This is a genomic window from Arthrobacter zhangbolii, assembly GCF_022869865.1.
GTDB classification, from domain to species: domain Bacteria; phylum Actinomycetota; class Actinomycetes; order Actinomycetales; family Micrococcaceae; genus Arthrobacter_B; species Arthrobacter_B zhangbolii.
Genome location: NZ_CP094984.1, coordinates 676,571 through 699,652 on the forward strand (window position 1 = coordinate 676,571; position 23,082 = coordinate 699,652).

Consider the following 23,082-nt stretch of genomic DNA (forward strand, 5'->3'; position numbering starts at 1 on the left):
ATGGAACCGAGCGTTGCAATCCTGCCTCAGGCCAGTGACTACGCGCTTCAGGCGGTGCACGCCGGCGGGGGCGTGGTTGAACCGCTTTCCCCGAGCACTCTCGGACTGATCCTTACAGGCGGCCTCTCCCGGGATGCGCTGGAAACCGTACTGCTGCAGTATCCGCACCTGAGCTGGATCCAACTGCCGCTGGCAGGTGTGGACGCATATGAGGACCTGATCCTGCGCACCCCGGACCGCCAATGGACCAGTGGCAAAGGCGCCTTTGCGCAGCCGGTGGGTGAATTCGCCCTGGCATTGACCCTGGCAGTACTTCGCTCGGTGGACACCTTTGCACGGGCACGGTCCTGGGGGAGTCCGCAGGGCGTTTCACTGCACGGGAAGAATGTAACCGTTGTCGGAGCCGGGGGAGTGGGTCGGGAGATCCTGCGCCTGGTCTCAGCCTTCACCGACCACGTCACCATGGTGCGTGCCCATGACCGGCCCGTGCCGGGGGCGGAAAGAACCGTCACCGACGCCGGGTTGGACGGCGTGCTGCCCGGCACGGAGGTCCTGATTCTGGCAGCACCCATGACGGCTGCCACGAAGCATCTGATCGATGCACGGCGCCTGGCACTGCTTCCTCCCGAGGCATTCCTGATCAACATTGCCCGCGGCCCGTTGGTGGATACGGATGCGCTGGTCGCCGCCCTGGCCCAGGACCGCCTGGCCGGAGCGGCCCTGGATGTCACCGATCCGCAGCCCCTGCCGGACGGCCACCCGCTGTGGTCCGAGCCCAGGGCGCTGATAACCCCGCACAGCGGTGAAACACAGGACATGATCCGGCCGCACTTTGCCCGGCGGGTGCGGAACAACGTGCACAATCTGGCGGTCGGAGCGCCGCTGGAAGGTTTGGTGGACGCGCAGGCAGGCTACTGAGCCCATGCAGGCGGGCCCCTCCCCGGCCCGGGTTTAGGTATCCACGGCCGGTCCGGAGGCGACGTCGCCGTCCCATCCGAGATTGCGCGCCATCCGCTGCAGCACCGTCAGCAGGGCGGCATATTCTTCTTCGGTAATCTCTTCGGTCATCAGGCCGCGGATGCGGTCCACTGCCCCGCGGAGGTTTTCCAGGCTGCGCCGGCCCAGATCGGTGAGCTGATACTGCTCCGCGTCCAGGGCCACCCACCCCGATTCGCGCAGTTCCTCAATGAGCTCCTCGGAGGTACCGGTTTCCACCGCGGGGAAAAACGGCCGCAGCCCGTCCGCCAGCTGTTTCTGTGAGGCAGGGCCCTCCACCAGGAGGTTCATCATCTGCCATTGCCGGCGGGTAACCCCATGCTCCTCAAAGCTGGCACCGAACTGGTCATCAACCAGCTGGTCTACGAGTTTGAGCCAGAATCCAATGGGCCGCTCCTGAGTCGCCATCACTCCACTGTACAAATCAAACACCCTGCCGGGAACCCTTGGGCCTTCGGCATTGCGCCTAGTCCAGCCGCGCCCGCGTACCGCAGCGCGGACAGGGTGCGGACCTGGCCAGTTCCATGCAGACAATACAGACGGGGAGCTGTCCGGTGTCATCGCGCAGCGGACGGTTTGGCATGTGCTTGCCGCAATACGGCACGGGCCGGCGGGCGCGGCGCAAAGCCTGCTGTTTACACGGGGTGCAGAACACGTGCACCAGATCATCTTCATCCCTCGGCGGTGCTTCCACCGGTCGGGTCAGGGTAGATTCCCGGACGCTCATTACCTTTCCTTGCCACGTGGTACCGGGGCCCGGAGCCGCAGGGCAGCCAACAGGCCTAGTTCCACGGTAGCTTTTTCTACACTCCGTAGAAAAAGCGGGGGTGCGCGGAAGCCGCTGTTCCACGGGCTTCACGGACCGGTGGCGTGCCCTATTTCACGCGGCAGTTATTGCAGCAGTGCCCGGATGTCCTCAGCGGTCAGGGCGGAACTGAAGACGGCGTCGTCGTCCATGACGGAACTGAAGAGTTTGGCCTTCTGTTCCTTCAGCGCCATGACCTTCTCTTCGATGGTGTCCCGGGCCACCATGCGGTAGACCATCACGTTGTTCTTCTGCCCGATCCGGTGCGTGCGGTCCACGGCCTGGGATTCCGCTGCGGGGTTCCACCACGGGTCCAGCAGGAAGACGTAGTCCGCCTCGGTCAGGTTCAGGCCGAAGCCGCCGGCCTTCAGGCTGATCAGGAATACAGGCACCACGCCGTCCTTGAAGGAGGCAATCACCTCCGCACGGTTGCGGGTGGAGCCGTCCAGGTAGGCATACTTGATGCCCTGCTCGTCCAGCCGGTCCGCTGCCTTTTTCAGGAAGGAGGTGAACTGGCTGAAGATCAGTGCCCGGTGGCCCTCGGCGGTGATGTCCTCCAGCTGTTCAAAGAGGACGTCGAGTTTGGCCGAGGGCACGCCCTCGTGTTCTTCCTCGACCAGGGAGGCGTCGAGGCTGAGCATGCGCAGCAACGTCAGGGACCGGAACACGATCATCCGGTTGCGGTCCATATCCTGGATCAGGCCCATCAGCTTTTGGCGTTCCCGCTGCAGATGCGTTTCATAGATTTTGCGGTGCTTGGGGTGCAGCTCCACTTCCAGGACCTGTTCCTGTTTCTCCGGCAGGTCCTTGGCCACGGCTTCCTTGGTCCGGCGCATCAGCAGGGGCCGGATACGCCGGCGCAGCCGGGCAAGCAGGTCCGGGCTGTCGCCGCGCTCGATCGGCCGCTGGTACTCATCGGCAAACTTCCGGGCGGAGGGGAACAGCCCCGGCGCCACAATGGCAAAGAGCCCCCAGAGCTCCATCAGGTTGTTTTCCATCGGGGTGCCGGTGATGGCCAGTTTGAAGGGAGCCGGCAGGTCGCGGGCGCACTGATGCACGCGGGTTACCCGGTTTTTCACAAACTGGGCCTCGTCCAGGATCAGCCCGTCCCAGTCCAGTTTCCGATAGGAGGCGAAGTCCAGCCGGAACACGGCGTAGGAGGTAATGACGACGTCGGCGCCGGCCACCACTTCGGCCAGCGGCACCTTGGACTTGGCTGTGGTGTCTCCGATGGTCACTACCTTGAGGCCGGGAGTGAAGCGGGCCGCTTCGGATCCCCAGTTCGGCACCACGGACGTGGGGGCCACCACCAGGAAAGGCCGGGGCTCCGGGGCGCCGGGGGACTGCCCGGGGTTTCGGTCCTGGCCGGCCTGCTTTTCGCGGGCGTGGGCCAGCAGGGCCAGCGTCTGCAGGGTTTTACCCAGGCCCATGTCATCGGCGAGGATGCCGCCAAGCCCGTGGTCCCAAAGGAAAGCCAGCCAGTTGTACCCCTCGTGCTGGTACGGCCGGAGGTTGGCCTGCAGCCCGGCCGGCAGCGGCACCGGCTCTACGGATTCCAGGTCCAGCAGGGCGGAGACCGATTCCCGCCAGGCAACGGCTTCCTCGGTTTCCTCCGCCAGCTCCTCCAGCTCGGACCACAGCCCGGCCTGGTACCGGCTGATGCTCAGTTCCCCGGTGTCCCACTCCTGCAGCCCCTGCGCCTCATTGATCAGGGCATGGAGGTGCTCAAACTCCGGACGGTCCAGTGACAGGTAGGTGCGGTCCACCAGCAGCAGCTTGGTCTTGCCCTGGGCGATGGCCTTGAAGATGTCAGCAAACGGGACCAGACGGCCCTCTACCGTGACCATCACCGCCAGATCGAACCAGTCGCGGCGTTCGGTTTCCACCGTGGTGATCTTCAGCTTGGGTGCTTCAAGCAGTTCGCGGTAGTCGGGCCGCTCGCCCTGTATTTCCACCCGCAGGCCTTCGGTCCCCTCCAGCACCGGCAGCAGGTGCTCAGTGAACTCGGCGGCCTCAATGCCGTGCAGTGTCCGGTTCCGCGGCACGGCGGACAGCGCCTTTCCAGCTGCGGCCAGCAGCGCACCTTCGGCGGGAACGTCCCGGTAGGAGGTGTCGGCGTCGTCGGACGTGCCGGGGGACCTGCCCGTCAGCGGCAGCCGGGTCACGGTGCTGCCGTGGCGGTATTCCCACTCCCAGCGCAGGGCCAGCTGATCCTCGGCGCCGAAGGCGGCGGTGAGGACCAGGACGGGCGGGGAGATTTCCGGGAACTCGACCGATTCGTCGCTGCTGGTCACCGGCAGCACCTGGCGCAGCCGCGGATAGAACTTTTCGAGGAACACCCCGGCGTCCGCCCGGGGCACCATCACCGGAGCGCCCTGCAGCAGCAGGCCCTTGTCCTGTTCCGTAAGGGTTTTGGCAGTCGGTGCCAGGGTGATGGTGTTCTGCGGGGAACGCAGGTAAATGCCGTGACTGCCAATAATGCCGGCATCCTCCACGGGGACCACGCTGCCGTCGATTTCCAGCGTCGGCAACAGCTGCAGGGGCGCCGGGGTTTCCACGCCGGCGGCGCGGACGTCCAGTGAGAGGGTGGCGAGTTTCCCTACGCGGACCTGGGCGTCTTTTTTGCTGCCGACAAACGGGATACCCAGGCGGCTGGCTTCCTCCAGCAGCTGCCAGAGCAGCGGATTGGCGAAATCGTCCAGGTACAGCCAGGAGTCGTTTTGCCCGAAATAGCTCACCCCGTTGGAGCGGTGCAGTGCCGGGAACTGGGAGAACCAGCGGTGCTGGTCCGGATCCAGCCGCAGCCCGTATGTCTGGTAGCTGATGTTGCTCCAGGCCAGGTTGTTCTTCACCCAGTTGCCCTTGGTATTGCGCACCACAGGGCGGACCCCCAGGCGGAAGGGAGTGGCCCGGTGCTGGCTGCGCGGGGTGGGCGCGCCCCACCGGGTGGCCGCAGCCACGATATTGCGCAGTTCAAACTGGAGGGCCAGGGGGGTGGTTTCCACGGCCTTGGTGCCATCCGCCAGGTCCGCATCAATCAGGGTCTGCAGGGACTGCTGCCAGGCCGGCACCGTGGGCCTTGATACCGGGGCGGAGAGCTCCTGCCGGGCGCGCAGATGCTCGGCATTGCTCTGCAGGGCCGCCGCTGCCACGTGCTTGCAGTCAAAGCCCAGGGGACAGCTGCAGTGGTTGTCCAGCAGCCGGTAGTCGCCCTGCCGTTTGGCACTCAGCTGCAGCAGGGTCCGGTAGGGTGCCGCCGCGCTGCCGCGGACCTGCGCGCGCAGCACTTCACCGGCCGGATCCCATTCCAGGGACTCCACGGCCCCGCCCCGCGAGTAGGTCTGTCCGCGCTGGAACGCGGAGCCGCCCACCACGCGGATGACGTCGGTGACGTCGACGAGCGGAGGGGTTTCAGGCATGGTTTTATCGTCTCACGCAGCACCGACCGTTTATGCGGCCGGCTCCGGCGGGCGGATTTGGTGACCACCGGGGGGCCATGCCTAGGATGGTGGGTAACGCGGATCACAATGGCGTGATCTGCGTGCTAAGTCTTCTGCATTGTTCAGAGGGCCCGCCCGGAGATGACGGACGGCAGGCTGGAGGCGGCCACCCAGGCAGCCACCAGCAGAATCAGCACTGCGAACGCGCGGCTGACTACTCGCTCATTCAGCCGCCGGGACAAGCGCCCCGCTGCCAGGGAAGCGATGACCGCCACGGCGGCAAAGGACAACGTCAATGCCCAGTCCATGGTCAGGCCCGGCAGATGGGCGGCAAACCCCGAAGCCGAGTTGATGGCGATTACCGCCAGCGAGATTCCCACCGCCTGCTGCATACCCACCCGCAGAATCAGCGTGAGGGCTGGAATGAGCAGGAAACCGCCGCCGACCCCCAGCATCCCGGTGAGGAAACCGACCACCAGGCCGACGGTGAGCCCGCGGACGAGCATCCCGCGGATGGCCGCTTCCGGGCTTTCTCCCGCCGGGCTTTCCCCCGGAGGGCGGGCGGTCCGCGCCGCCGCCCCGACGCGGCTGGCCAGCAGCATTCGGACGGCGGCAAGCACCATCATCCCGGCGAAGAACAGCATCAGGACGTCCGGATCCAGGCGTTCAGCAACGGCGGCGCCGGCCCATGATGCAGGAATCCCCGCCGCACCAAGAACGGCCACCAGGCGCCAGTTGATGCCAACATGCCGGCGGGGGAGCAGGCCCGCCAGCGACGACAGTCCCACCACAATCAGCGAGGTGGGAACGGCATCCTCCGGGTCCAGGCCCACCAGGTATACGAGCGCCGGTACGGCAATGATGGCACCGCCCGCCCCGGTCAGGCCCACCACGGCGCCGACGACGAGGGCAACTGCCACTCCGACCACACTCATGGACTCCACGCTCGCACCGGGGGAGCCCGCAGACTAGGCGGCGCCGTCGCCGGCCATTCAGTCGTGCTATCTTTTGGGAAGATAAATCTGATTTATTGTCGCTTCGGTCACACAAGTCAGATGTAATGACGCGTCTGAGGAGTCTATTGTCATGTCGTCGGCAAACCCGGGTGTTCCCCCGCTGATCGTGATGGGGGTGCAGGGGTGTGGGAAATCCACCTCCGGACGCGCCATTGCAGAAGCGCTGTCCCTGCCCTTCATCGACGGGGATGATCTGCATCCGCTCAGTAACAAGGCAAAGATGGCCTCCGGCCACCCGCTGACGGACGCTGACCGCGAACCCTGGCTGGCAGCCATCGGTACCGCCCTGGCCGAGGGACTCAGCCGCGGACAATCCACCGTCATCGCCTGCTCGGCCCTGAAACGCCGGTACCGGGACCTGATCCGCTCCTTCGCGCCCCGGACGCGGTTTGTGCACCTTGCCGGGAACCGCGGCCTGATCGCCGAACGCCTCTCGCACCGGAACCACGAATACATGCCTCCTGCGCTGCTCGATTCCCAGTTCGAAACACTGGAACCGCTGGAAGCTGATGAAGCAGGCATCCCGGTGGACATCAACCTCACGCCCGAGGAAATTGCCGCCGTCGTGGCAACCGCGCTCACCAGCCGCTGACTTCCCTCCCCCTAACCAACCGTTTTATCCAGATAGGACAACGATGACCGATCTAGAGCTCAACTGGACGTTGAGTACTCCCGGCCTGCTCCTCATCGCCGTGGCCGCCATTGCGCTGCTGCTGGTGATGATCATGAAGTTCCGCATTCATGCCTTCCTGTCACTGATCACGGTCAGCCTGCTGACCGCCGTCGCCACCGGAATCCCGGCCTCGGGAATTGTGCCCACACTAACGTCCGGGTTCGGCTCCACGCTGGGCAGCGTTGCCCTGCTGGTGGGCCTGGGCGCCATGCTCGGGCGGATGCTCGAGGTCTCCGGCGGTGCCGAGGTCCTCACCAACGCGCTGATCAACAAGTTCGGCCAGAAGCGGGCCTCGCTGGCCCTGTCCATCGCGTCGCTGATGTTCGGCTTCCCGATCTTCTTTGACGCCGGCCTGGTGGTCATGCTGCCGATCATCTTCACCGTTGCCCGCCGGATGGGCGGCTCACTGCTGACCTACGGTTTCCCGGCTGCCGCCGCGTTCTCCGTGATGCACGTTTTTGTGCCGCCGCACCCCGGCCCCGTGGCTGCCACGGGCCTGCTGGGCGCCGACGTCGGGCTCGTCCTGATCTTCGGCCTGCTGGTTGCCATTCCCACCTGGTACCTGGCCGGTTACCTGTTCGGCACCTTCCTGGGCAAGAAGTTTGTCCTCCCGGTCCCGTCCATCCTGGACGCACCCACCGGCTCGGCGGAATCCGAGTTCCGGTCCGCTCCGAAGCTGGGCACCATCGTGACCCTGCTGATGCTTCCCTTCTTCCTGATCTTCCTGAACACCGGCCTGAACATGCTGGCCACTGCCGAAGTGGTCTCCCTGGAGGACGGCTGGGTGCAGATCCTGCGGACCCTGGGCGAAACCCCCGTGGCCCTGCTGATCACGGTGTTCCTTGCCATGTGGCTGCTGGGCCGCCGCCAGGGCAAAAAAGGAACCCTCATTGAAACGGTGGTGGACAGCGCCCTGGGCCCGGTCTGCTCCATCATCCTGATCACCGGTGCCGGCGGAATGTTCGGCGGGGTGCTGCGCGCCTCCGGAATCGGCAACGCCATTGCCGAATCGCTGGACGCCATCGGACTTCCGGTCATTGTGGCCGGCTTCCTGATCGCCGCCATTGTGCGGCTGGCGCAGGGCTCGGCCACAGTGGCGCTGACCACCGCCGCGGCGCTGGTCCAGCCCGTGGTGATGGACAGCCCCGACTTCAATGCCGTGCAGGTGGTGGCCATTGTGCTGGCACTGGCGGGCGGATCGGTCTTCGCAGGACACGTCAATGACTCAGGCTTCTGGCTGGTCAGCCGCTTCTTCCAGATGGATACCAAGACCACGCTGAAGACGTGGACCGTGGGCCAGGCGCTGATCGGCGTCGTCGGCTTCGCCTTCGCGCTGGTGATCTACCTGGTGGCCTCCGGGTTCTAACCGCAGGACATGCAAAGGGCGGACAGGCCGGAAGGCCCGTCCGCCCTTTTCGTTCAGCGGAGCCAGGATCGGTGCTACACCCCTTCAACCGCACGCAGCCGGCCCGAGCGCACTGCCGCAGCGAAAGCGGAGTAATCCTGCTCGTTTTGGTCGGCGTACCGTTCGCAGAAGCCGGCCACCGAGTTGTCGAACTTATCGCTTTTGCCCAAATAAGCGGAAATCGCAACGGGGTCCCCGGACCGGGCATGCGCCCGCGCCAGGGTCCAACCGCAGATCCGGGCATAAAGCTCCATACCGTAGGGCTTCATCGCCTCAACGGCTATGGAACCCTTCATATCCCTCAGCTGGCGCCAGTAGAGGTAGCGGTTGTCCTGTACGCCCCTGGTCCAGCCCAGGAAAATATCGCTTGCCGCCTGGATTATGCGTTGGCCCTGCACCACCCGGGCGCCCGGCTGCCGGTACTTGCTTTTGGGGAGGTGGTCCTCCAGGACGGAGCGGGTGGCTTCCTTGACCTGCAGGAACAGCGGATCACCGGCATCGCGGCCCTGCAACAACACGATGAAGCTCCGGGTACCCACGCTGCCGACTCCCACCGCCTTGCGGGCGACGTCGACCACCTCGAAGCGCTCAAGGAGCTGGCGCCGATCTTCCTGCAGGCTGGCCCGGTAGGACCGGAGCTGGTCCCGGATGGCTGTTTCCATTTCCTCGGCCGTCAACCCCCATGAAACTTCGAGCTCCCTCAGGGGAACGATGATGGGCGGCCGGCTAAGAATCCGGTATGACCCGTCTACCTCTTCGGCCAGCTTTGACAGTGCATGCAGGCTGTCCCGGGAACGGGCCTTCCGGGCTGTCTCCTTGGCCGTCCTTTTGACGTGTTTGGCGGCCTTCTTGTCTGCCTTGCCCTTGCCGGACTCCGCTGCGCGCCGGATGGTTTCCGCAACGTCCTGCTCCGCCAGATGGGCGTACCAAATGTCCATGGTGTCCATGTGCGCGAAGTCCTGCATTGCTTCCCGATAGGACCGAACCGCGGCCCCGGTGACCGTCCGGGTCTCTTCCGTGGAGAAGCCGTTGTTCCGGGCTGCGATGGTGAAACTCGCGGCCAGCCGCAGAACGTCATATTCAAACGGACCCGGAAGTGTCTCGTCGAAATCGTTCAGGTCGAACATCAGCGCCCGTTCCGGTGAGGCGAAGACCCCGAAATTGGACAGGTGCGCGTCCCCGCACAGCTGGACCGTCAGGCCCGCGCGCGGCATATCCCTGAGATCGGCGGCCATGACCTTGGCCGTGCCGCGGTAGAAGGTGAACGGCGAAGCGAGCATCCGGCCGTGCCGCACCGGCACCAGATCCGGATCGCGGGTGCGGTTTTGTGCCTCGATGAGCGTCACCGGGTCCGGGCGGCCCGATGCAGGCCCCCACCCCTGATGGGCGGAAACGGAAGTCGATTGTCGGAGGTCCTTGCCTGCTGCCGCCCGCTCCGCGACAGTGGGACGGGTGGTTTGGGTGCTTCCCATGGTCCGCGGCCTCTCTGCAGCAGTTCGCTGCTTCCCTCGGTCAGGCCCTGCGGGGTCAGGTTACCGCCGGCGATCTTCCTTAGGCCAGCGGTGAGCCCAAACCTCCGCCCTCGACCCTCACGGTGCACGCATCCCGGAAGGTGAGTACGGGGCAGGCCCGACCGCCCCCGCCCCGTGAACGCCTGATCCAACAGCTACGGAGGACAGGATGGCCCCGCTATTGCTCGCAGCCGCGGTAATGCTGGCCTACAGCGCCTTTTCGTCGCCATTGAGCCGGCACGGCGTGACCAGCGCGATGGTGTTCGTGCTCGCCGGGACCATCCTGGGCGCGACGCTCGGCGGATCGGCCCACGTGGAAGGCCACACGGTTGAGCGGCTGGCAGAACTGGCCCTGGTCTTCCTTCTCTTTACCGACGCCGCACGGCTGGATCTTGGCGTCCTGAGGCACAGTCTTGGCTGGCCGGGTCGGTTACTGCTCATTGGCCTCCCGCTGACCCTCGTGCTTGGGTTCGGGGCAGGATTTCTCCTCTTCCCGGAGCTTCCGCTCGCCAGCGTCTTCCTCCTGTCCGCGATGCTCTGCGCCACCGATGCGGCGCTGGGCCAGCGCGTGGTCGAAGACCCGGCCGTGCCGGGCCCGGTACGCCAGGCACTGACCGTGGAGAGCGGCCTGAACGACGGTATTGCCGTGCCCTTCTTCCTGGTGGCCCTGGACATCACCATGGCACCGCTGGAGGGCAGCCTCCCCTCGGCAGTCGCGGCCGCCATTGCCGGGCAACTCGGGTGGGGCCTGCTGGCCGGGGTTGGGGTGGGAGCCGCTGGCGGGTACCTGCTGCGGGCTGCGGCGGAGAGGATTCAGCCCGAATGGCGCCAGCCGTTTAGCCTGGCCGTTGCCCTGGGCGCGTATGCGGCAGCGGTATCCCTCGGTGGCAGTGCCTTCATCGCGGCGTTTGTGGGCGGTATGGCGTTCCGTCTGGCCTCCGGCCCCGGGATCGTGGCGCCCACCCGCTTCACCGCGGAAACGGGGCAGGTGCTGGCGGCGGCAACCTGGATGATCTTCGGTGCCGTTGCAATTCTGGCCGCACTGCCGCACATTACCTGGCAGGTGATTGCCTACGCCGTGCTGAGTCTCACCGTTATCCGGATGCTGCCGGTCGCCGTCGCACTGCTGGGCAGTGGGGCCCCCTGGCAGACCAGGGCCTTTATCGGCTGGTTTGGCCCGAGAGGACTGGCCTCGGTGGTGTTCGGGCTGTTGGCCTTTGAGCGCGGAACCCCGGAAGCGACCACGCTTATCACCACTGTGGCCGTGACCGTGGGACTGAGCGTTTTCGCCCATGGGTTCTCGGCCAAACCGCTCGTAGCGGCTTTCCAACGATGGACCGCTGCAAACCCCGGCGGGCCGGGTTAGGATCGCCGCGTGAATAACATCAGCGATCTGCAGGACTGGTCCGCCTCTCTGCTCACGGGCGAGCGGGTCCGCTTCCGTGAACTGCGGGAGCAGGACCTGCGGCACCTCGCCGAGTGGTGGAATGACCCGGCTCAGACCATCCTGCAGCAAAACCGGGTGGTTGCACGGCCGGAGGAATCCGCAGCAGCCATGTTCCGGACCTGGAGCAAAAACGAGTCACCCTCAGGATTCGGCTACAGCATTGTGAACCCTGCCGAGCGGCTGGTGGGGCATATCAGCGTCTGGGGCATCGCGGTGCCCGAGCGGATTGCCACCGTGGCGATCATCATCGGCCCGGAATTCCAGGACCAGGGCATAGGCCGGGAAGCGCTGCGGCTGGGCCTGCGGATTGTGTTCGAGGAAATGGGGGCGCACAAAGCGGAACTGCAGACCTGGTCCTACAACCATCGGGCGCTGCACCTCTACACGTCACTGGGATTCGCTGAAGAGGGCCGCCGCCGAGCCGCGGTGTTCCACCGCGGAGCCTTCCACGACCAGGTGCTGCTGGGCATGCTGGCGGACGAGTACCGGGCTTCCGCCGCCGGGTAGGGGGCTAGCGGGGCAGAGCGGGCGAGGGTGCCGCGATGCTGGCCAGCCAGTCATTTACGAGCGCCGAAACCACTGCGGGGCGCTCCATGTAAAGGTGGTGGCCTGCGGCGTCGAGCACGGCAAAGGTCCCGCGCACATAGTGATCCCGCAGCGCCAGGCCGTCCTCATACCCGGTGACGTGGTCCTGCCGTCCGAAGATATGCAGCGACGGCGCCTCGAACGGTTCCGGATACGCTTGCTCCGGTTCCCGCTGCAGCGCGTAGTCCGCGGCAATCCGTTCGGTCACCTGCGGATCCGTTCCGCGCAGGCCGGGAAGGACAAACTCGTTGAACGCGGCAAGCGTGTCCGGAGTCTGGATCACGGCAATACCCAGGAAATCGCCGTCGACCACCTGCTCGGGAAGATCCGCACGGATGACGGCGGGTGCGGGGAGTACCCGCTCGTTGTGGTCGGCAGTGAAGACGGCCCCGAGCGTGGCGAGCCCGAGCACCTGGCTGCGCATCGTGTGGGCCACATGGCGGGCAATCATGCCGCCGAAGGAATGTCCGATGATCGCGAACGGCTCCTCACCCAGCAGCTGCCGAAGTTCGTTGACGACGCCGTCGGCCACCTCCTGGGCGCTCGCAACGGATCCGGGAACCGCCTGCGCGGTCCACGGCAGGTCGAGGTAGATGCGCCGCCACGGGCCCTCGGCCAGTGAGGCGTCCAGGGGCAGCATGCTGCGGTGGTCCAGCTCGAACCCGTGCACCAGAACCAGCGGCCTGCCCTGCCCAACCTCATGCGCTATCACCGGATCATCCTAGGGCAGCTGCGTAAAAATCCGCGGTTCGTCGGCCCAGACACTGCCAACTTCCTCCATGGTGCGGCGCATGATCTTGTCCATGGCACTGCGGGCGGCCTCGGGGTCGCCCCCCGATATCGCGTCGGCAACGTCCATGTGCAGCTGCAGGGCCTCCTCATGCGGGCGCTCGGGCATCAGCCCGTAGTCGGTCCGGCCACGCAGCACTTCGGCGATCATCGACTGCATCCGGGCAAACATCTCATTGCCCGAAGCTGCGAGCACCAGCCCGTGATAGTGGATGTCCAGGTCCAGGAACTGCTGCAGGTCTCCGGCGCGTCCCACGGAACGCATCTTGGCGGCGACGGCCATCAGCTCGGCGCCGAGATCGGAGGGGGCATGCCGGGCGGCGAGTTCCGCGGCGGCGGGTTCGACGGCGGAGCGCAGCTCCGTAAGTGAGCGCAGCTGGGCCCCCTTGCCGGCCGCGGCCAGCCGCCAGCGGATCACGGAGGGGTCAAAGACATTCCAGCTGGTTTCGGGCAGGACCCGGATGCCGACGCGCTTGACGCTTTCCACCAGGCCCAGGGACTGCAGCACGCGCACGGCTTCACGGGCTACGGAACGGGACACCTGCAGCTCGGTCTCGAGGTGCTCGGAGTGCATGGTGTCACCGGCCGCGAGGTCGCCGGAAATAATCCGGGTGCCCACGGATTCAATGACGAGGTTATGCAGCCTTGACGTCATGCGGCGGCCGGGATTCGAATCACCAGATCATTCTATGCATTGGGTTCTTTCCTGCGCTCCGGACGTTCCGGGCGGCTGCGGAATATCAAATTCGGCATGCACTTATTTTGATGGTTTATTCCCGCTCCGCCGGACGCGTAAAACGGTTGTGCATTCCCCCGCGCAGTCATAGCGTGACCGGACAATTTCGGCTCGAGAAGGAGCAATTCCCATGTCCGCTAACAGCACTGAGCTTTACGGCGTTTTCGCCGCCACAGGGAAACAGGGTTCAGCGACCGCCGAGGCCCTGCTGGAGCAGGGTGCCCGGGTCCGCGCCCTTGTGCGGCGGACGGATTCTCAGCAGGCCAGGGACCTGGAAGCACGCGGCGCCGAGGTGGTCCTGGCGGACCTGGACCGCCCGGAGACGCTCCGTCCGGCCATGGAGGGTTTGGACGCACTGTGGTTTATGACCACCATGAACACTCCCGCCGGTCCGGCCGGGGAGCCGCCCATGGCCAAGGCGCTCGGTGATGCCGCCGTGGAGGCCGGCGTCCGGCGCCTGGTCTTCAGTTCCGTGGACGGCGCCGAACGGAACAGCAGCGTGCCGCACTTCGACAGCAAGTACGACGCCGAGCAATACCTGCGGGAGCTGCCCGTGGGGCTCACCGTGGTTCGTCCGGTCTTTTTTATGGAGAACCTGCCGTATCTTTCCACAGTAGAGGACGGGGAAACGGTGCTGCGGATGCCCCTGCCGGACGGGATTCCGCTGCAGATGGTGGCCGTGCGCGACGTCGGCCGGGTGGCCGCTGCGGCGCTGCTGGACCCGTCAGCGGTACCCGGCGGCGCGCTAGGCATCGCCGGAGACGAACTGACCGGAAGCGAGATAGCGAATGTGCTCGGTGCCACCGCCGGCCGGCCCGGACGGTATGAGGCGCTTCCCCTGGAGTCGCTGGAGGGACAGGCTGACTCGCAGGCGATGTTCCGCTGGTTCGGTGAGCTGCCTGCCTATCAGGGGGACTTCGAGGCAACCAACACGCTGGCCGGCGGTGCGCTGGACCTGGACGGCTGGTTGGCCACCCGCTGAGGGAAGCCGCAGGCACGCCTTCTTACGGGCAGAGCGTGCGGAGGGAACTTACGAGCTCGAGGCGCCGGCGTTGCCCTGTGGCCGGACCACGGGGAAACTGCCGTGTGACTGCTCGTCCTCTTCGAAGTGGTTGGCGGCCCGTCCCACTATCAGCGGGTCCGGTTCGTGGGCAATGGAGGTGTCCTTGTTCGGATAATCCACGGTGCTGAGTACATAGCGCATGGCTTCGAGCCGGGCACGTTTTTTATCATTCGACTTCACCACCGTCCAGGGGGCGTCCCCGGTGTCGGTGTAGAAGAACATGGCTTCCTTGGCCTCGGTGTAGGCATCCCACTTATCCAGGCTGGCCAGATCGGTAGGGGAGAGCTTCCACTGTTTCACGGGGTCCGTCTCGCGGGCGGCGAACCGGGCCAGCTGCTCCTCGCGTCCCACGGAGAACCACAGCTTGTGCAGCAGCGTGCCGGAGTTGACCAGCATGCGTTCCAACTCGGGCACCTCACGCATGAACTCCAGATACTGCGCCGGCGTGCAGTACCCCATCACCCGTTCCACACCGGACCGGTTGTACCAGGACCGGTCCATCATCACGATCTCCCCGCCGCTGGGCAGGGTGCGGATATACCGCTGGAAGTACCACTGCGTCTGTTCCTCAGCAGTGGGTTTCTCCAGGGCCACGACGCGGGCGCCGCGGGGATTCAAATGCTCATTGAAGCGCTTGATGGCACCGCCCTTGCCTGCGGCGTCCCGGCCCTCGAAAATCAACAGCATTTTCTGGCCGGTTTCCTTCACCCAGAGCTGCATCTTCAGCAGTTCAATCTGCAGCAGCCGTTTCTGCCGCTCATAGCTGCGCCGGCTGAGTTTGGTGTCATAGGGGTAGTTCTGCCGCCAGGCATCATCGTCAGCCTTGACCTTGACCTTTTTGCCTTTGCGGTTCAGTTCCTGGATCTCTTCGAGTTCCTCGACATAGTCCTCTGAAACGGAAACCCGCCGTACGTCTTTCCGGCCGTTTTCACCCAGCCCATCAGGGGAGGCATCCTTCGGTGTTTCACGGGTGCTCTTATTTGTTGGCATGGCCCCTCCTGCGACGGTTCGTTATCCGAACTTACGCGGGACGGCCACCTGATTGGAAGAGGCTGCCCGGTCTCCATCACGGGCGGGCCTGTGCGGCGCGCCTGAACGGAAGCGCAGGACGCGCGGCCGATAATTGAGGGCGATGACTTCACTACGCACCAAAGTTCTGTCCCTTCTTGCCCTGCCCGCGGTCCTGTTCGGCGCCGCCGCCTGCACCCCTGTTGCCGAGAGTGTTCCCGGCGCCGCGCCGTCGTCCGCAGCAGCAGCCCCCGCCGTCACGGAGACGCCCGCGGATTCCGCCGCGGCACCGGCCGAAACGCCGGCACCGTCGGCCGCGGCCGGCACGGCACTCGAGCAGCTCGCCGGCATCCCGATCAAGGGCCGTGCACCGAAAACGGGCTATGACCGTGAGCAGTTCGGGCCGGCCTGGGCGGACACGGACCGCAACGGCTGCGACACCCGCAATGACATCCTCGCCCGCGACCTCGTGGACGTGGTCTACAAGGACGGCACCAAGGAATGCGTCGTTGCGTCCGGCACCTTCCTGGACCCGTACACCGGGGCAACCATCGGTTTTGTCCGCGGCAACACCACCAGCACCGCCGTGCAGATTGACCATGTGGTGGCACTGTCCGACGCCTGGCAGAAGGGGGCGCAGCAGCTCAGCGCCGAGGAGCGGCGGCTGTTCGCCAATGATCCGCTGAACCTGATGGCCGCGGACGGTCCGGCCAACGGCGCCAAGTCCGACGGCGACGCCGCCACCTGGCTGCCGGCGAACAAGGCCTTCCGGTGCGAATACGTGGCCCGGCAGACTGCGGTCAAGGCGGAATACCGGCTGTGGATGACCCAGGCCGAGCATGACGCCATCGCGACCGTGCTCGCCGGCTGCCCGGACCAGCCGGTGCCCGAGCGTGCCGGAACCGCGTCCGCGTCGGTCGCTGCCGGGACCGGGGCAGGCGTGGCCGAGGCAGCCGTCAAGCCCGGGCCCGGGACTGCTCCCTTCGCCGGTGACGCAGCGCCCGTTTATGCCAACTGCTCAGCGGTGAAGGCCGCCGGAGCCGCCCCCATCCGCACCGGCGATCCCGGCTGGGATCCCAAGTTTGACCGGGACGGCGACGGCGTCGGCTGCGAGTCCTAGCCGAACCTGCCAGACCTGTCAGTCGCGGTCCTCGCCCAGTGTCAGGGCAGCCGTGATCAGTGCCAGGTGAGACAGTCCCTGCGGGAAATTGCCCAGGAATGAGGAGTCCTCTTCGGCGATCATTTCGGTGTACAGGCCCACGTCATTGGCCAGCGGCACCAGCTCATCCATCAGCGCTGCGGCCTCGTCCCGGCGGCCCACGCAGTCCAGGGCGGCGGCCATCCAGAAGGCACAGGCGACGAACGTTCCTTCCTCCTTCTCGGCGCCGCTGAACCGGTAGAGCAGCGGTCCGCGGCCCAGTTCGCCGCGCAGTGCGTCCAGCGTGGAATTCATCCGTTCCCCGCGGTCGAACCCGCTGATGGCGTGCAGCAGGATGGAGGCGTCCAGCTGGTCGGTGCCGGGATACCAGACGTAGCTGCCGCGCTCCTCGGACCAGCAGTTGGTCTCCACCCAGTTCCGGATCCGTTCCATCTCGGCCCGCCAGCGTTCGGGGGTGCCGGGAATCTGGCCCAGGTCCGCCAGGTGGGAAGCGCAGCTGAGCGCATGCCAGGCCCCCAGTTTGGAGGTGGTGTAGTGCCGTTCCTCGTCCAGTTCCCACATGCCGGAGTCCTTGCGCTGCCAGACATCGCAGGCCAGGTCCGCCAGGTCCGCCAGGTAGCGGCCGGTGCCGGTATCAAGGACATGGCCGGCATCCACGTACAGCTGCACAATGTTGAACAGGTCCCCAAAGACGCCCATCTGCAGCTGCGCGGCGGCGTCGTTGCCGTTGACCACCGGCCCGATGCCCCGCCAGCCGGGCAAATCCAGTACCTCGGCGCCATCGGCGCGGCTGCCGTTGAGCCGGGTGAAGACCTTCAAATCCGTGCCCTGTTCGCGCACGCTTTTGAGCATCCCGGAGACGGCCGCATGGACTTCCTCGCGCAGCCCGAAGCGGATCATGGCGTTCAGGGTGTAGGCCGTGTCGCGAACCCAGGCGAACCGGTAGTCCCAGTTCTTTCCGCCGTTCACGTTTTCGGGCAGTGACGTGGTGGCCGCGGCGGCAATGGCCCCGGTGGGGCTGTGCAGCAGCAGCTTCAGCGCCAGCGCACTGCGTTCGACGGCGTCCGCCCACGGACCGTCGTACTGGAACTCGCGTGACCAGTCCTGCCAGTTCGCGATGGTGCGGTCAACGCCGTCGTCAATGGTGTCCAGGTCCGGCAGCGGCAGCGGTTCCTCATGGGTGGAGACCACAGCCAGCAGGTGACGTGACCCGGCACCGGTGGTGAAGGTACCGCTGAGGTCCCGGTCGGAGGCCTGCTCCTCGCCGATATCCCGGCCACGGACGGCCATGGTGGTGCCCTGCACCTGCAGCACGGGCCCGTGCACGGAATGCTGCACCCACGGGGAGGCGGTATTGAAACTGCTGCCCGGGGCAACGGACCAGCGCATCTCCACCTCGCCGTCGAGCCCCTCGATCCGCCGTGCCAGTTCACCCCACGGCAGCCGGCCGGCCACCCCCGTGTTCAGCGAATCGGTGACCCGCACGCTTCCGGTGTCCGTGAAGAAGGTGGTGGCCAGGACATTGGTGCCCTCCACGTAGGAGCGTTCCACGGTGAAATCCGCAGCGGGCCGCAGCTCTATCTGCCCGCCGTTCGCCGCATCCAGCAGACGGGCGAATGCCGGGGTGGAATCCAGATCCGGCGTGGGATACCAGTCGATCGATCCGTCCAGGGCAACCAGTGCCACGGTGCGTCCGTCACCGATGGCAGCGTAGGAGCGCAGATCGACGTACCCGTCCACGCGGTCCGGCTGGGGCAGTGTCATGTGCAGCTCCTCGTAATGCTTTAGGCGGTCAGGCGGTTTTGCGTGCCTCGAAAATCCAGGGCTCCCGCGGAATCCGTGCCGGGTCGAACTGCGCCAGTGCGGCGTCCAGGGTCCCGGGCAGTCCCAGTGAGCCCAGAATGAGTTCCCGGGCGGCATCAGCGTCAATACCGGCGGCGGCAAGGTCCGGAAGGGTGACCGCCCCGTCGCGCTTGGCCAGCCGCTGTCCGGCGGTGTTCACGGCCAGCGGCACATGCGCGTAACGCACCGGGGGAGCCCCGAGCAGGGAGCCCAGGTAGGCCTGCCGCGGTGCGGAGCTGAGCAGGTCATCTCCGCGCACCACCTGGTCGATGCCCTGCAGGGCGTCATCTAGCACCACGGCCAGGTTGTAGGAGGGCACCCCGTCATTGCGCAGCAGCACCAGGTCATCCACGGCGGAGGTGTACTCGCCGTGCAGCTCATCGGTCACCGTGAACCCGGGCACCTGCGCGCGCAGGCGCAGCGCCGCGGGCCGCTCACGCCGTCGTACCGCGCGCTGTTCCTCGGTGAGGTTCCGGCAGGTACCGGGGTAGGCACCGGGCGGGGCATGCGGGGCGGAGGAAGCCTCCGCCACTTCCCGGCGGGTGCAGAAGCACTCGTACACCAGTCCGTCCCTGCGCAGCCGGTTGATCGCTTCGAGGTAGAGGTTGCCGCGTTCGGACTGCCGGACTATCCCGCCGTCCCAGTCCAGCCCGACGGCGGCCAGGTCACGCAGCTGCGCTGCTTCGGCGCCGGAACGGACCCGGTCCAGGTCCTCCATCCGGAGCAGGAACCGCCGCCCGGTGCTGCGCGCGAACAGCCAGGCCAGCAGGGCGGTGCGCAGGTTGCCCACATGCAGCTCTCCGGTGGGGCTGGGGGCGAAGCGGCCGGCGGCGTCGGAGGTAGGCACCCCCTCAGTCTATAAACCTGCGGCTCCGGCCGGGCCACCCGCACCCTGGTGCCGGCGCAACGCGGGTCCTGGAAGGCCGCTCACACCAGCGGACCGGAGGTGTCCGCAAAGGCGTGGGAAGTTTCCGGGGGAGTGCCTAGCGTGGCAGGCATGGGACTCATGGAGCTGGAACTTGCCCGGCTGGAGCACCGACAACGAACCGAGGACGCCGAGCGGCGCAACGGCTTTCAGCGGCTAAGGCGTGAACGGCTGCCGGCCCGGGACCGGCAACGGGAGCGACCGGCTGCTTTGCGGTCCGCCGTGAAACTGGACTGGCCCGTCATCACGCTGGGGCTCGGTCCGTTCCAGCTTGTCCTCTTCCGCACCGTGCACCTGCCGCAGCGGGGTCCGGCCTCGGATTCACACGGGACGTCCAGCTTTTTCCCGGGGTGAGCGGAGTACCGTATTCCGCGAAGAGGCAACCGCCGCTTTCCGTGCTGGGCGGGACGGCGGCCCCGGTTGGGATGATCATGACAAGTGGTTACGCGGGACGCAGCTCATCATCCGGACGGCGCAGCACCACGACGGGCGGATCACGGTGGACCATTGTGGTGGTGGGCCTGGTGATGCTGCTGCTCATCATTGCCCAGGGGGTGGCGACAGGCTTCACCGGACTGCTCGGCTCGGCCGGACTGATAGCCCTGTGCACAGGGCTTTACACCTTCCTGACCAACCGGCCGTCCTGGCTGGACCTGCCCAACCGGCTGCTCGGCGGAATTCTGGCGCTGGCGGGGCTGATTGCCTCGATCATTGCCACCGCCATCCACTGGGGCTGACTAGACCCGTCCGGGAAGGGGTGCTTCCCGGTCCACCCCGGTTTCGTCGGCCAGTTCGGCGCGCACCCGCCCGTCGCCGCGCACCCACAGGCGGTAGGCGACAAAGAGCAGTGCAATCCAGACGGCGCCGACAATCAGCGCCACCCGGGTGCCCGGCATAATGCCGAGCAGCACCACAATGAACACCATGAACGCCAGCGCGGCGTAGGAGGCCACCGGCCAGAACGGCACGCCGAACTCCGACGCCGGCAGGTTCCGCCGGGCTATCTCCCGTTTCATGGCGATGTGCGAAAGCAGGATCATCAGCCATACCCACACGGTGGCGAAGGTGGCAATCGAGGCGATGATGGTGAACAGGGACTCGGGCAGCAGTGCGTTGAGCACCACCCCGGCCAGCAGCACCACGGCCATGGCCGCCACGGTCATCCACGGCACGCCGTTTCGGGAGACCTTGGCGAACGACGCCGGTGCCTGGCCCTGCCGGGCCAGCCCGTACATCATCCGTCCGGCACCAAAAATGTCGGCGTTGATCGCGGAGAGGGCAGCGGTGATGACTACTGCGTTGAGGATGTGCGCCGCGGCGTGAATGCCGAGCGAATCGAAGATCTGCACAAAGGGGCTGGTGGAGCCGTCAATGTCCTGCCACGGGAAGATCATCATCAGCACGGCCAGGGTGCATACGTAGAAGAGCAGGATCCGGAACGGGACGGTGTTCACGGCCGCCGGGATGGCCTTCTTCGGATTCTCTGCCTCGCCTGCGGTGATGCCGATGGTTTCAATGCCGCCGAAGGCAAACATAACAATCGAGAAGGACGCCAACAGGCCCCAGAAGCCGTTGGCGAAGAACCCGCCGGAGCCCAGGAGAGTGTCCATGCCCGGGGTGGCGCCGTCGTCGAGCCCGAAACCGAACACGATGATCGCTATGCCGCCTACGATCATGGCAATAATGGCCGAAACCTTGAGGATGGACAGCCAGAACTCGGTCTCGCCGAACACCTTCACCCGCATCAGGTTCAGTGCCGCGATGAGCAGGACCACCGCCAAAATCCAGATCCAGCGCGGCACGTCCGGGAACCAGAAGCCCATGTAGATGCCGAACGCGGTGACGTCTGCAATGGCCACCACCGCCATTTCAAAGGCGAAGGTCCAGCCGGTGATGAAGCCGGCGAAGGGGCCGAGGTAGCGGCTGGCGTACTGGCCGAAGGACCCGGAGACCGGGTGCCGGACGGCCATCTCGCCCAGGGCGCGCATGACCAGGAACACAGCCGCGCCGCCGATCATGTAAGCCAGCAGTACGGCCGGACCGGCGGACTGGATGGCGGACGCTGAACCGTAGAACAGGCCGGTGCCGATGGCCGAGCCGAGCGCCATGAAACGGATGTGCCGGACATTCAGCCCGCGGGCCAAGGCCTGGGTAAAGGAGGACTTCAAAGACAACGCACCTTGGAGATTGGGGGATCAACCGAATAGTCGGCCTATCCATGGTACGCCTGCTGCCGGCGGCTCCCTTTTCACCGGCTGTTCCCGAGCCTGGTGCCGTTCGACGCTGCGCACCGTTTTGTAGACTCGTCCCAACTGCACGCACCAATGGGGGGACAACCATGGACAACAGCTCGGGCCACAGCACTGCCTATCCGCCGGCAGGACCGCCGGCCCCGCCGCCACCGCACAAGGAAAAGCCGGAACCGGCAAACGGCAGCCGGCGGCGGAATCTCCTGCTGGCGGGCGTACTCCTCCTCGCCGTGCTCGCGGTCATCGCCGGGCTGGTCCTGTCCCGGGACAACGACGGCGAGGAACCGGTTGCCGAGTCCGGTGCACCGGAGGTGGGAACGGCCCAGCAGGTGGCCGATTACAACCTGACGGTGACCGGCGTGGACACTGATGCCACCGAGGAGCTCAAATCTGTCGCGGCGTTTAACGAAGACCCGCAGGGAAACTATGTGCTGGTGGACATCAGCGCGGAATATCTGGGCACCGGCAGCGGGACACCGTCGGAGGATCTCCAGATCCAGTTCGTCGCTGCGGACGGGAGCGAATACGGCCAGTGCAAGGCGCTGATGGCCAAACCCATGCACAACGTTCCGGCCATGGCCAACGGTGACACCGCGGAGTTCCAGACCTGCATGGACGTGCCGTCGGAGGACCTCGCCGGGGCCACCATTCGGATTGGCTCCTATATATGGGTCAATGAGGAGGATGACGAGGTGGACTGGGCGGTGAAGTAGGCGCCCGGAGGTACAGCACAGGGCGGGCTTCCGGCGTGGAAGCTCCGCCCTGTGGGCCATACGGACCTGCCGGGGCTACGGAACAGTCGGCTGCACCGTCTGCGGAACGTAGGGCACCGTGTATTCCTCGATGTAGTTGCCCGTGGGCGCGGTGCCGGAAAAGCGGTTCGGCGGGCCGAACTGTCCGTCCAGCTGGCAGATCTGCTGCGATCCGGAGAAAGACACGATGTCGAAGCCGTACGTCGCGATCTTCGACTGGCCGAGCGTTACCGGCCCCGAAAGCTGCAGTGGATCCTGGAGACTCCAGCTTTTACTCAGGGAGGCGTCGGCGTTGACCTGTGCCTGCAGGGGCTCAAGGATTTGCCCCAAAGGAACAGAACCGGACACCGAAGCGGTGGCGGTGGCGGGGGTCTGCGCAGTCAGTGAGACGGGGACGTCGAATCCGGAAGCATTGGACAGCGTGACCGAGGAGACGGCTTCCTTACTGGTGGTGACGTCATGGTGGTCGAAGCCTGTTTTCACATCACCGGGGCCGCACTCGGTCCCTGCAGCGGCTGCTGACGGTGCCAGGGCCACGGAGCCGGCAATGAGTCCGGCGGTTGACAGTAGGACGGCGGTTCTCTTGCTCGTGCTCAACATGTCGCTCCTTCGTGCAACGGAATCGTCCCGTTGCCTTGGGGAGCCCCCACGTTACTCCTCAGTACAGGAGTGTCAAGCATA

Annotated in this window: 21 protein-coding genes; 10 read left to right on the forward strand and 11 right to left on the reverse strand. The window is 66.0% G+C overall.

The features are described from left to right. Complete coding sequence (locus tag MUK71_RS03210) at window positions 1-918, forward strand: NAD(P)-dependent oxidoreductase (protein ID WP_227905561.1); 918 nt, start codon at window positions 1-3, stop codon at window positions 916-918. Between the two features lie 33 nt (window positions 919-951). Here MUK71_RS03210 and MUK71_RS03215 read toward each other — a convergent pair whose 3' ends face one another. The 3 genes from MUK71_RS03215 to MUK71_RS03225 all read right to left on the reverse strand — a co-directional run bounded on the left by MUK71_RS03215 (window position 952) and on the right by MUK71_RS03225 (window position 6,176). Then, window positions 952-1,404, reverse strand: coding sequence for a MarR family winged helix-turn-helix transcriptional regulator (locus tag MUK71_RS03215; RefSeq protein WP_227905560.1), 453 nt, complete (start codon window positions 1,402-1,404; stop codon window positions 952-954). A 483-nt stretch (window positions 1,405-1,887) separates the two neighbouring features. Beyond that, window positions 1,888-5,220, reverse strand: coding sequence for a DEAD/DEAH box helicase (locus tag MUK71_RS03220; protein ID WP_227929173.1), 3,333 nt, complete (start codon window positions 5,218-5,220; stop codon window positions 1,888-1,890). Window positions 5,221-5,363: 143 nt separating this feature from the next. After that, the gene (locus tag MUK71_RS03225) at window positions 5,364-6,176 is read right to left on the reverse strand and encodes a sulfite exporter TauE/SafE family protein (RefSeq protein WP_227929172.1); all 813 of its coding nucleotides are present in this window, start codon (window positions 6,174-6,176) and stop codon (window positions 5,364-5,366) included. Window positions 6,177-6,327: 151 nt separating this feature from the next. Here MUK71_RS03225 and MUK71_RS03230 point away from each other — a divergent pair, with 151 nt between their 5' ends. Together MUK71_RS03230 and MUK71_RS03235 are read left to right on the forward strand one after the other, a co-directional pair. After that, a complete protein-coding gene (locus MUK71_RS03230; RefSeq protein WP_227905553.1) occupies window positions 6,328-6,849 on the forward strand; it encodes a gluconokinase in 522 nt (173 codons plus the stop codon). 43 nt (window positions 6,850-6,892) lie between these two features. Continuing rightward, window positions 6,893-8,296, forward strand: coding sequence for a GntP family permease (locus tag MUK71_RS03235; RefSeq protein ID WP_227905551.1), 1,404 nt, complete (start codon window positions 6,893-6,895; stop codon window positions 8,294-8,296). Between the two features lie 74 nt (window positions 8,297-8,370). On the opposite strand, the gene MUK71_RS03240 is transcribed toward MUK71_RS03235, so the two are convergent. Further along, on the reverse strand, window positions 8,371-9,807 hold the full coding sequence (locus MUK71_RS03240) for a DUF2252 domain-containing protein (RefSeq protein WP_227929171.1): 1,437 nt from the start codon (window positions 9,805-9,807) through the stop codon (window positions 8,371-8,373). Window positions 9,808-10,015: 208 nt separating this feature from the next. Here MUK71_RS03240 and MUK71_RS03245 point away from each other — a divergent pair, with 208 nt between their 5' ends. Then, window positions 10,016-11,212 (forward strand): cation:proton antiporter domain-containing protein, encoded by a 1,197-nt coding sequence (locus tag MUK71_RS03245; RefSeq protein WP_227929170.1) that lies wholly within the window; start codon window positions 10,016-10,018, stop codon window positions 11,210-11,212. A 9-nt stretch (window positions 11,213-11,221) separates the two neighbouring features. Next, window positions 11,222-11,800 carry a GNAT family N-acetyltransferase gene (locus MUK71_RS03250; protein WP_227929169.1) on the forward strand — a complete coding sequence of 193 codons (579 nt, stop codon included), beginning with the start codon at window positions 11,222-11,224 and terminating at the stop codon, window positions 11,798-11,800. A gap of 4 nt (window positions 11,801-11,804) precedes the next feature. On the opposite strand, the gene MUK71_RS03255 is transcribed toward MUK71_RS03250, so the two are convergent. Both MUK71_RS03255 and MUK71_RS03260 read right to left on the reverse strand, forming a co-directional pair. Then, the gene (locus tag MUK71_RS03255) at window positions 11,805-12,590 is read right to left on the reverse strand and encodes an alpha/beta fold hydrolase (RefSeq protein WP_227929168.1); all 786 of its coding nucleotides are present in this window, start codon (window positions 12,588-12,590) and stop codon (window positions 11,805-11,807) included. A 9-nt stretch (window positions 12,591-12,599) separates the two neighbouring features. Next, window positions 12,600-13,322, reverse strand: coding sequence for a FadR/GntR family transcriptional regulator (locus MUK71_RS03260; protein WP_227929167.1), 723 nt, complete (start codon window positions 13,320-13,322; stop codon window positions 12,600-12,602). Window positions 13,323-13,533: 211 nt separating this feature from the next. Here MUK71_RS03260 and MUK71_RS03265 point away from each other — a divergent pair, with 211 nt between their 5' ends. Further along, complete coding sequence (locus MUK71_RS03265; protein WP_227929166.1) at window positions 13,534-14,385, forward strand: NmrA/HSCARG family protein; 852 nt, start codon at window positions 13,534-13,536, stop codon at window positions 14,383-14,385. Between the two features lie 48 nt (window positions 14,386-14,433). Here the strand turns inward: MUK71_RS03265 and ppk2 are convergent, their stop codons facing one another. Next, window positions 14,434-15,456: a polyphosphate kinase 2 gene (gene ppk2, locus MUK71_RS03270; RefSeq protein WP_227905530.1), complete on the reverse strand. Its 1,023-nt coding sequence runs from the start codon at window positions 15,454-15,456 to the stop codon at window positions 14,434-14,436. Window positions 15,457-15,598: 142 nt separating this feature from the next. On the opposite strand from ppk2, the gene MUK71_RS03275 reads away from it, so the two are divergent. Next, window positions 15,599-16,594, forward strand: a complete 996-nt coding sequence (locus tag MUK71_RS03275; protein ID WP_227929165.1) for a GmrSD restriction endonuclease domain-containing protein — start codon at window positions 15,599-15,601, stop codon at window positions 16,592-16,594. A gap of 18 nt (window positions 16,595-16,612) precedes the next feature. Here the strand turns inward: MUK71_RS03275 and MUK71_RS03280 are convergent, their stop codons facing one another. Both MUK71_RS03280 and gluQRS read right to left on the reverse strand, forming a co-directional pair. Further along, a complete protein-coding gene (locus MUK71_RS03280; RefSeq protein WP_227929164.1) occupies window positions 16,613-18,397 on the reverse strand; it encodes a glycoside hydrolase family 15 protein in 1,785 nt (594 codons plus the stop codon). A gap of 28 nt (window positions 18,398-18,425) precedes the next feature. Further along, complete coding sequence (gene gluQRS / locus MUK71_RS03285) at window positions 18,426-19,322, reverse strand: tRNA glutamyl-Q(34) synthetase GluQRS (protein ID WP_227929163.1); 897 nt, start codon at window positions 19,320-19,322, stop codon at window positions 18,426-18,428. Between the two features lie 150 nt (window positions 19,323-19,472). Here gluQRS and MUK71_RS03290 point away from each other — a divergent pair, with 150 nt between their 5' ends. After that, window positions 19,473-19,754 (forward strand): hypothetical protein, encoded by a 282-nt coding sequence (locus MUK71_RS03290; RefSeq protein ID WP_227905522.1) that lies wholly within the window; start codon window positions 19,473-19,475, stop codon window positions 19,752-19,754. A gap of 77 nt (window positions 19,755-19,831) precedes the next feature. Next, the gene (locus tag MUK71_RS03295) at window positions 19,832-20,137 is read left to right on the forward strand and encodes a hypothetical protein (protein WP_227905519.1); all 306 of its coding nucleotides are present in this window, start codon (window positions 19,832-19,834) and stop codon (window positions 20,135-20,137) included. Here MUK71_RS03295 and MUK71_RS03300 read toward each other — a convergent pair whose 3' ends face one another. After that, the gene (locus tag MUK71_RS03300; RefSeq protein WP_227929235.1) at window positions 20,138-21,508 is read right to left on the reverse strand and encodes an amino acid permease; all 1,371 of its coding nucleotides are present in this window, start codon (window positions 21,506-21,508) and stop codon (window positions 20,138-20,140) included. A 230-nt stretch (window positions 21,509-21,738) separates the two neighbouring features. Here MUK71_RS03300 and MUK71_RS03305 point away from each other — a divergent pair, with 230 nt between their 5' ends. After that, window positions 21,739-22,362 carry a hypothetical protein gene (locus MUK71_RS03305; protein WP_227929162.1) on the forward strand — a complete coding sequence of 208 codons (624 nt, stop codon included), beginning with the start codon at window positions 21,739-21,741 and terminating at the stop codon, window positions 22,360-22,362. Between the two features lie 75 nt (window positions 22,363-22,437). On the opposite strand, the gene MUK71_RS03310 is transcribed toward MUK71_RS03305, so the two are convergent. Then, a complete protein-coding gene (locus tag MUK71_RS03310) occupies window positions 22,438-23,001 on the reverse strand; it encodes a hypothetical protein (protein ID WP_227905516.1) in 564 nt (187 codons plus the stop codon). Window positions 23,002-23,082: the final 81 nt, after the last annotated feature.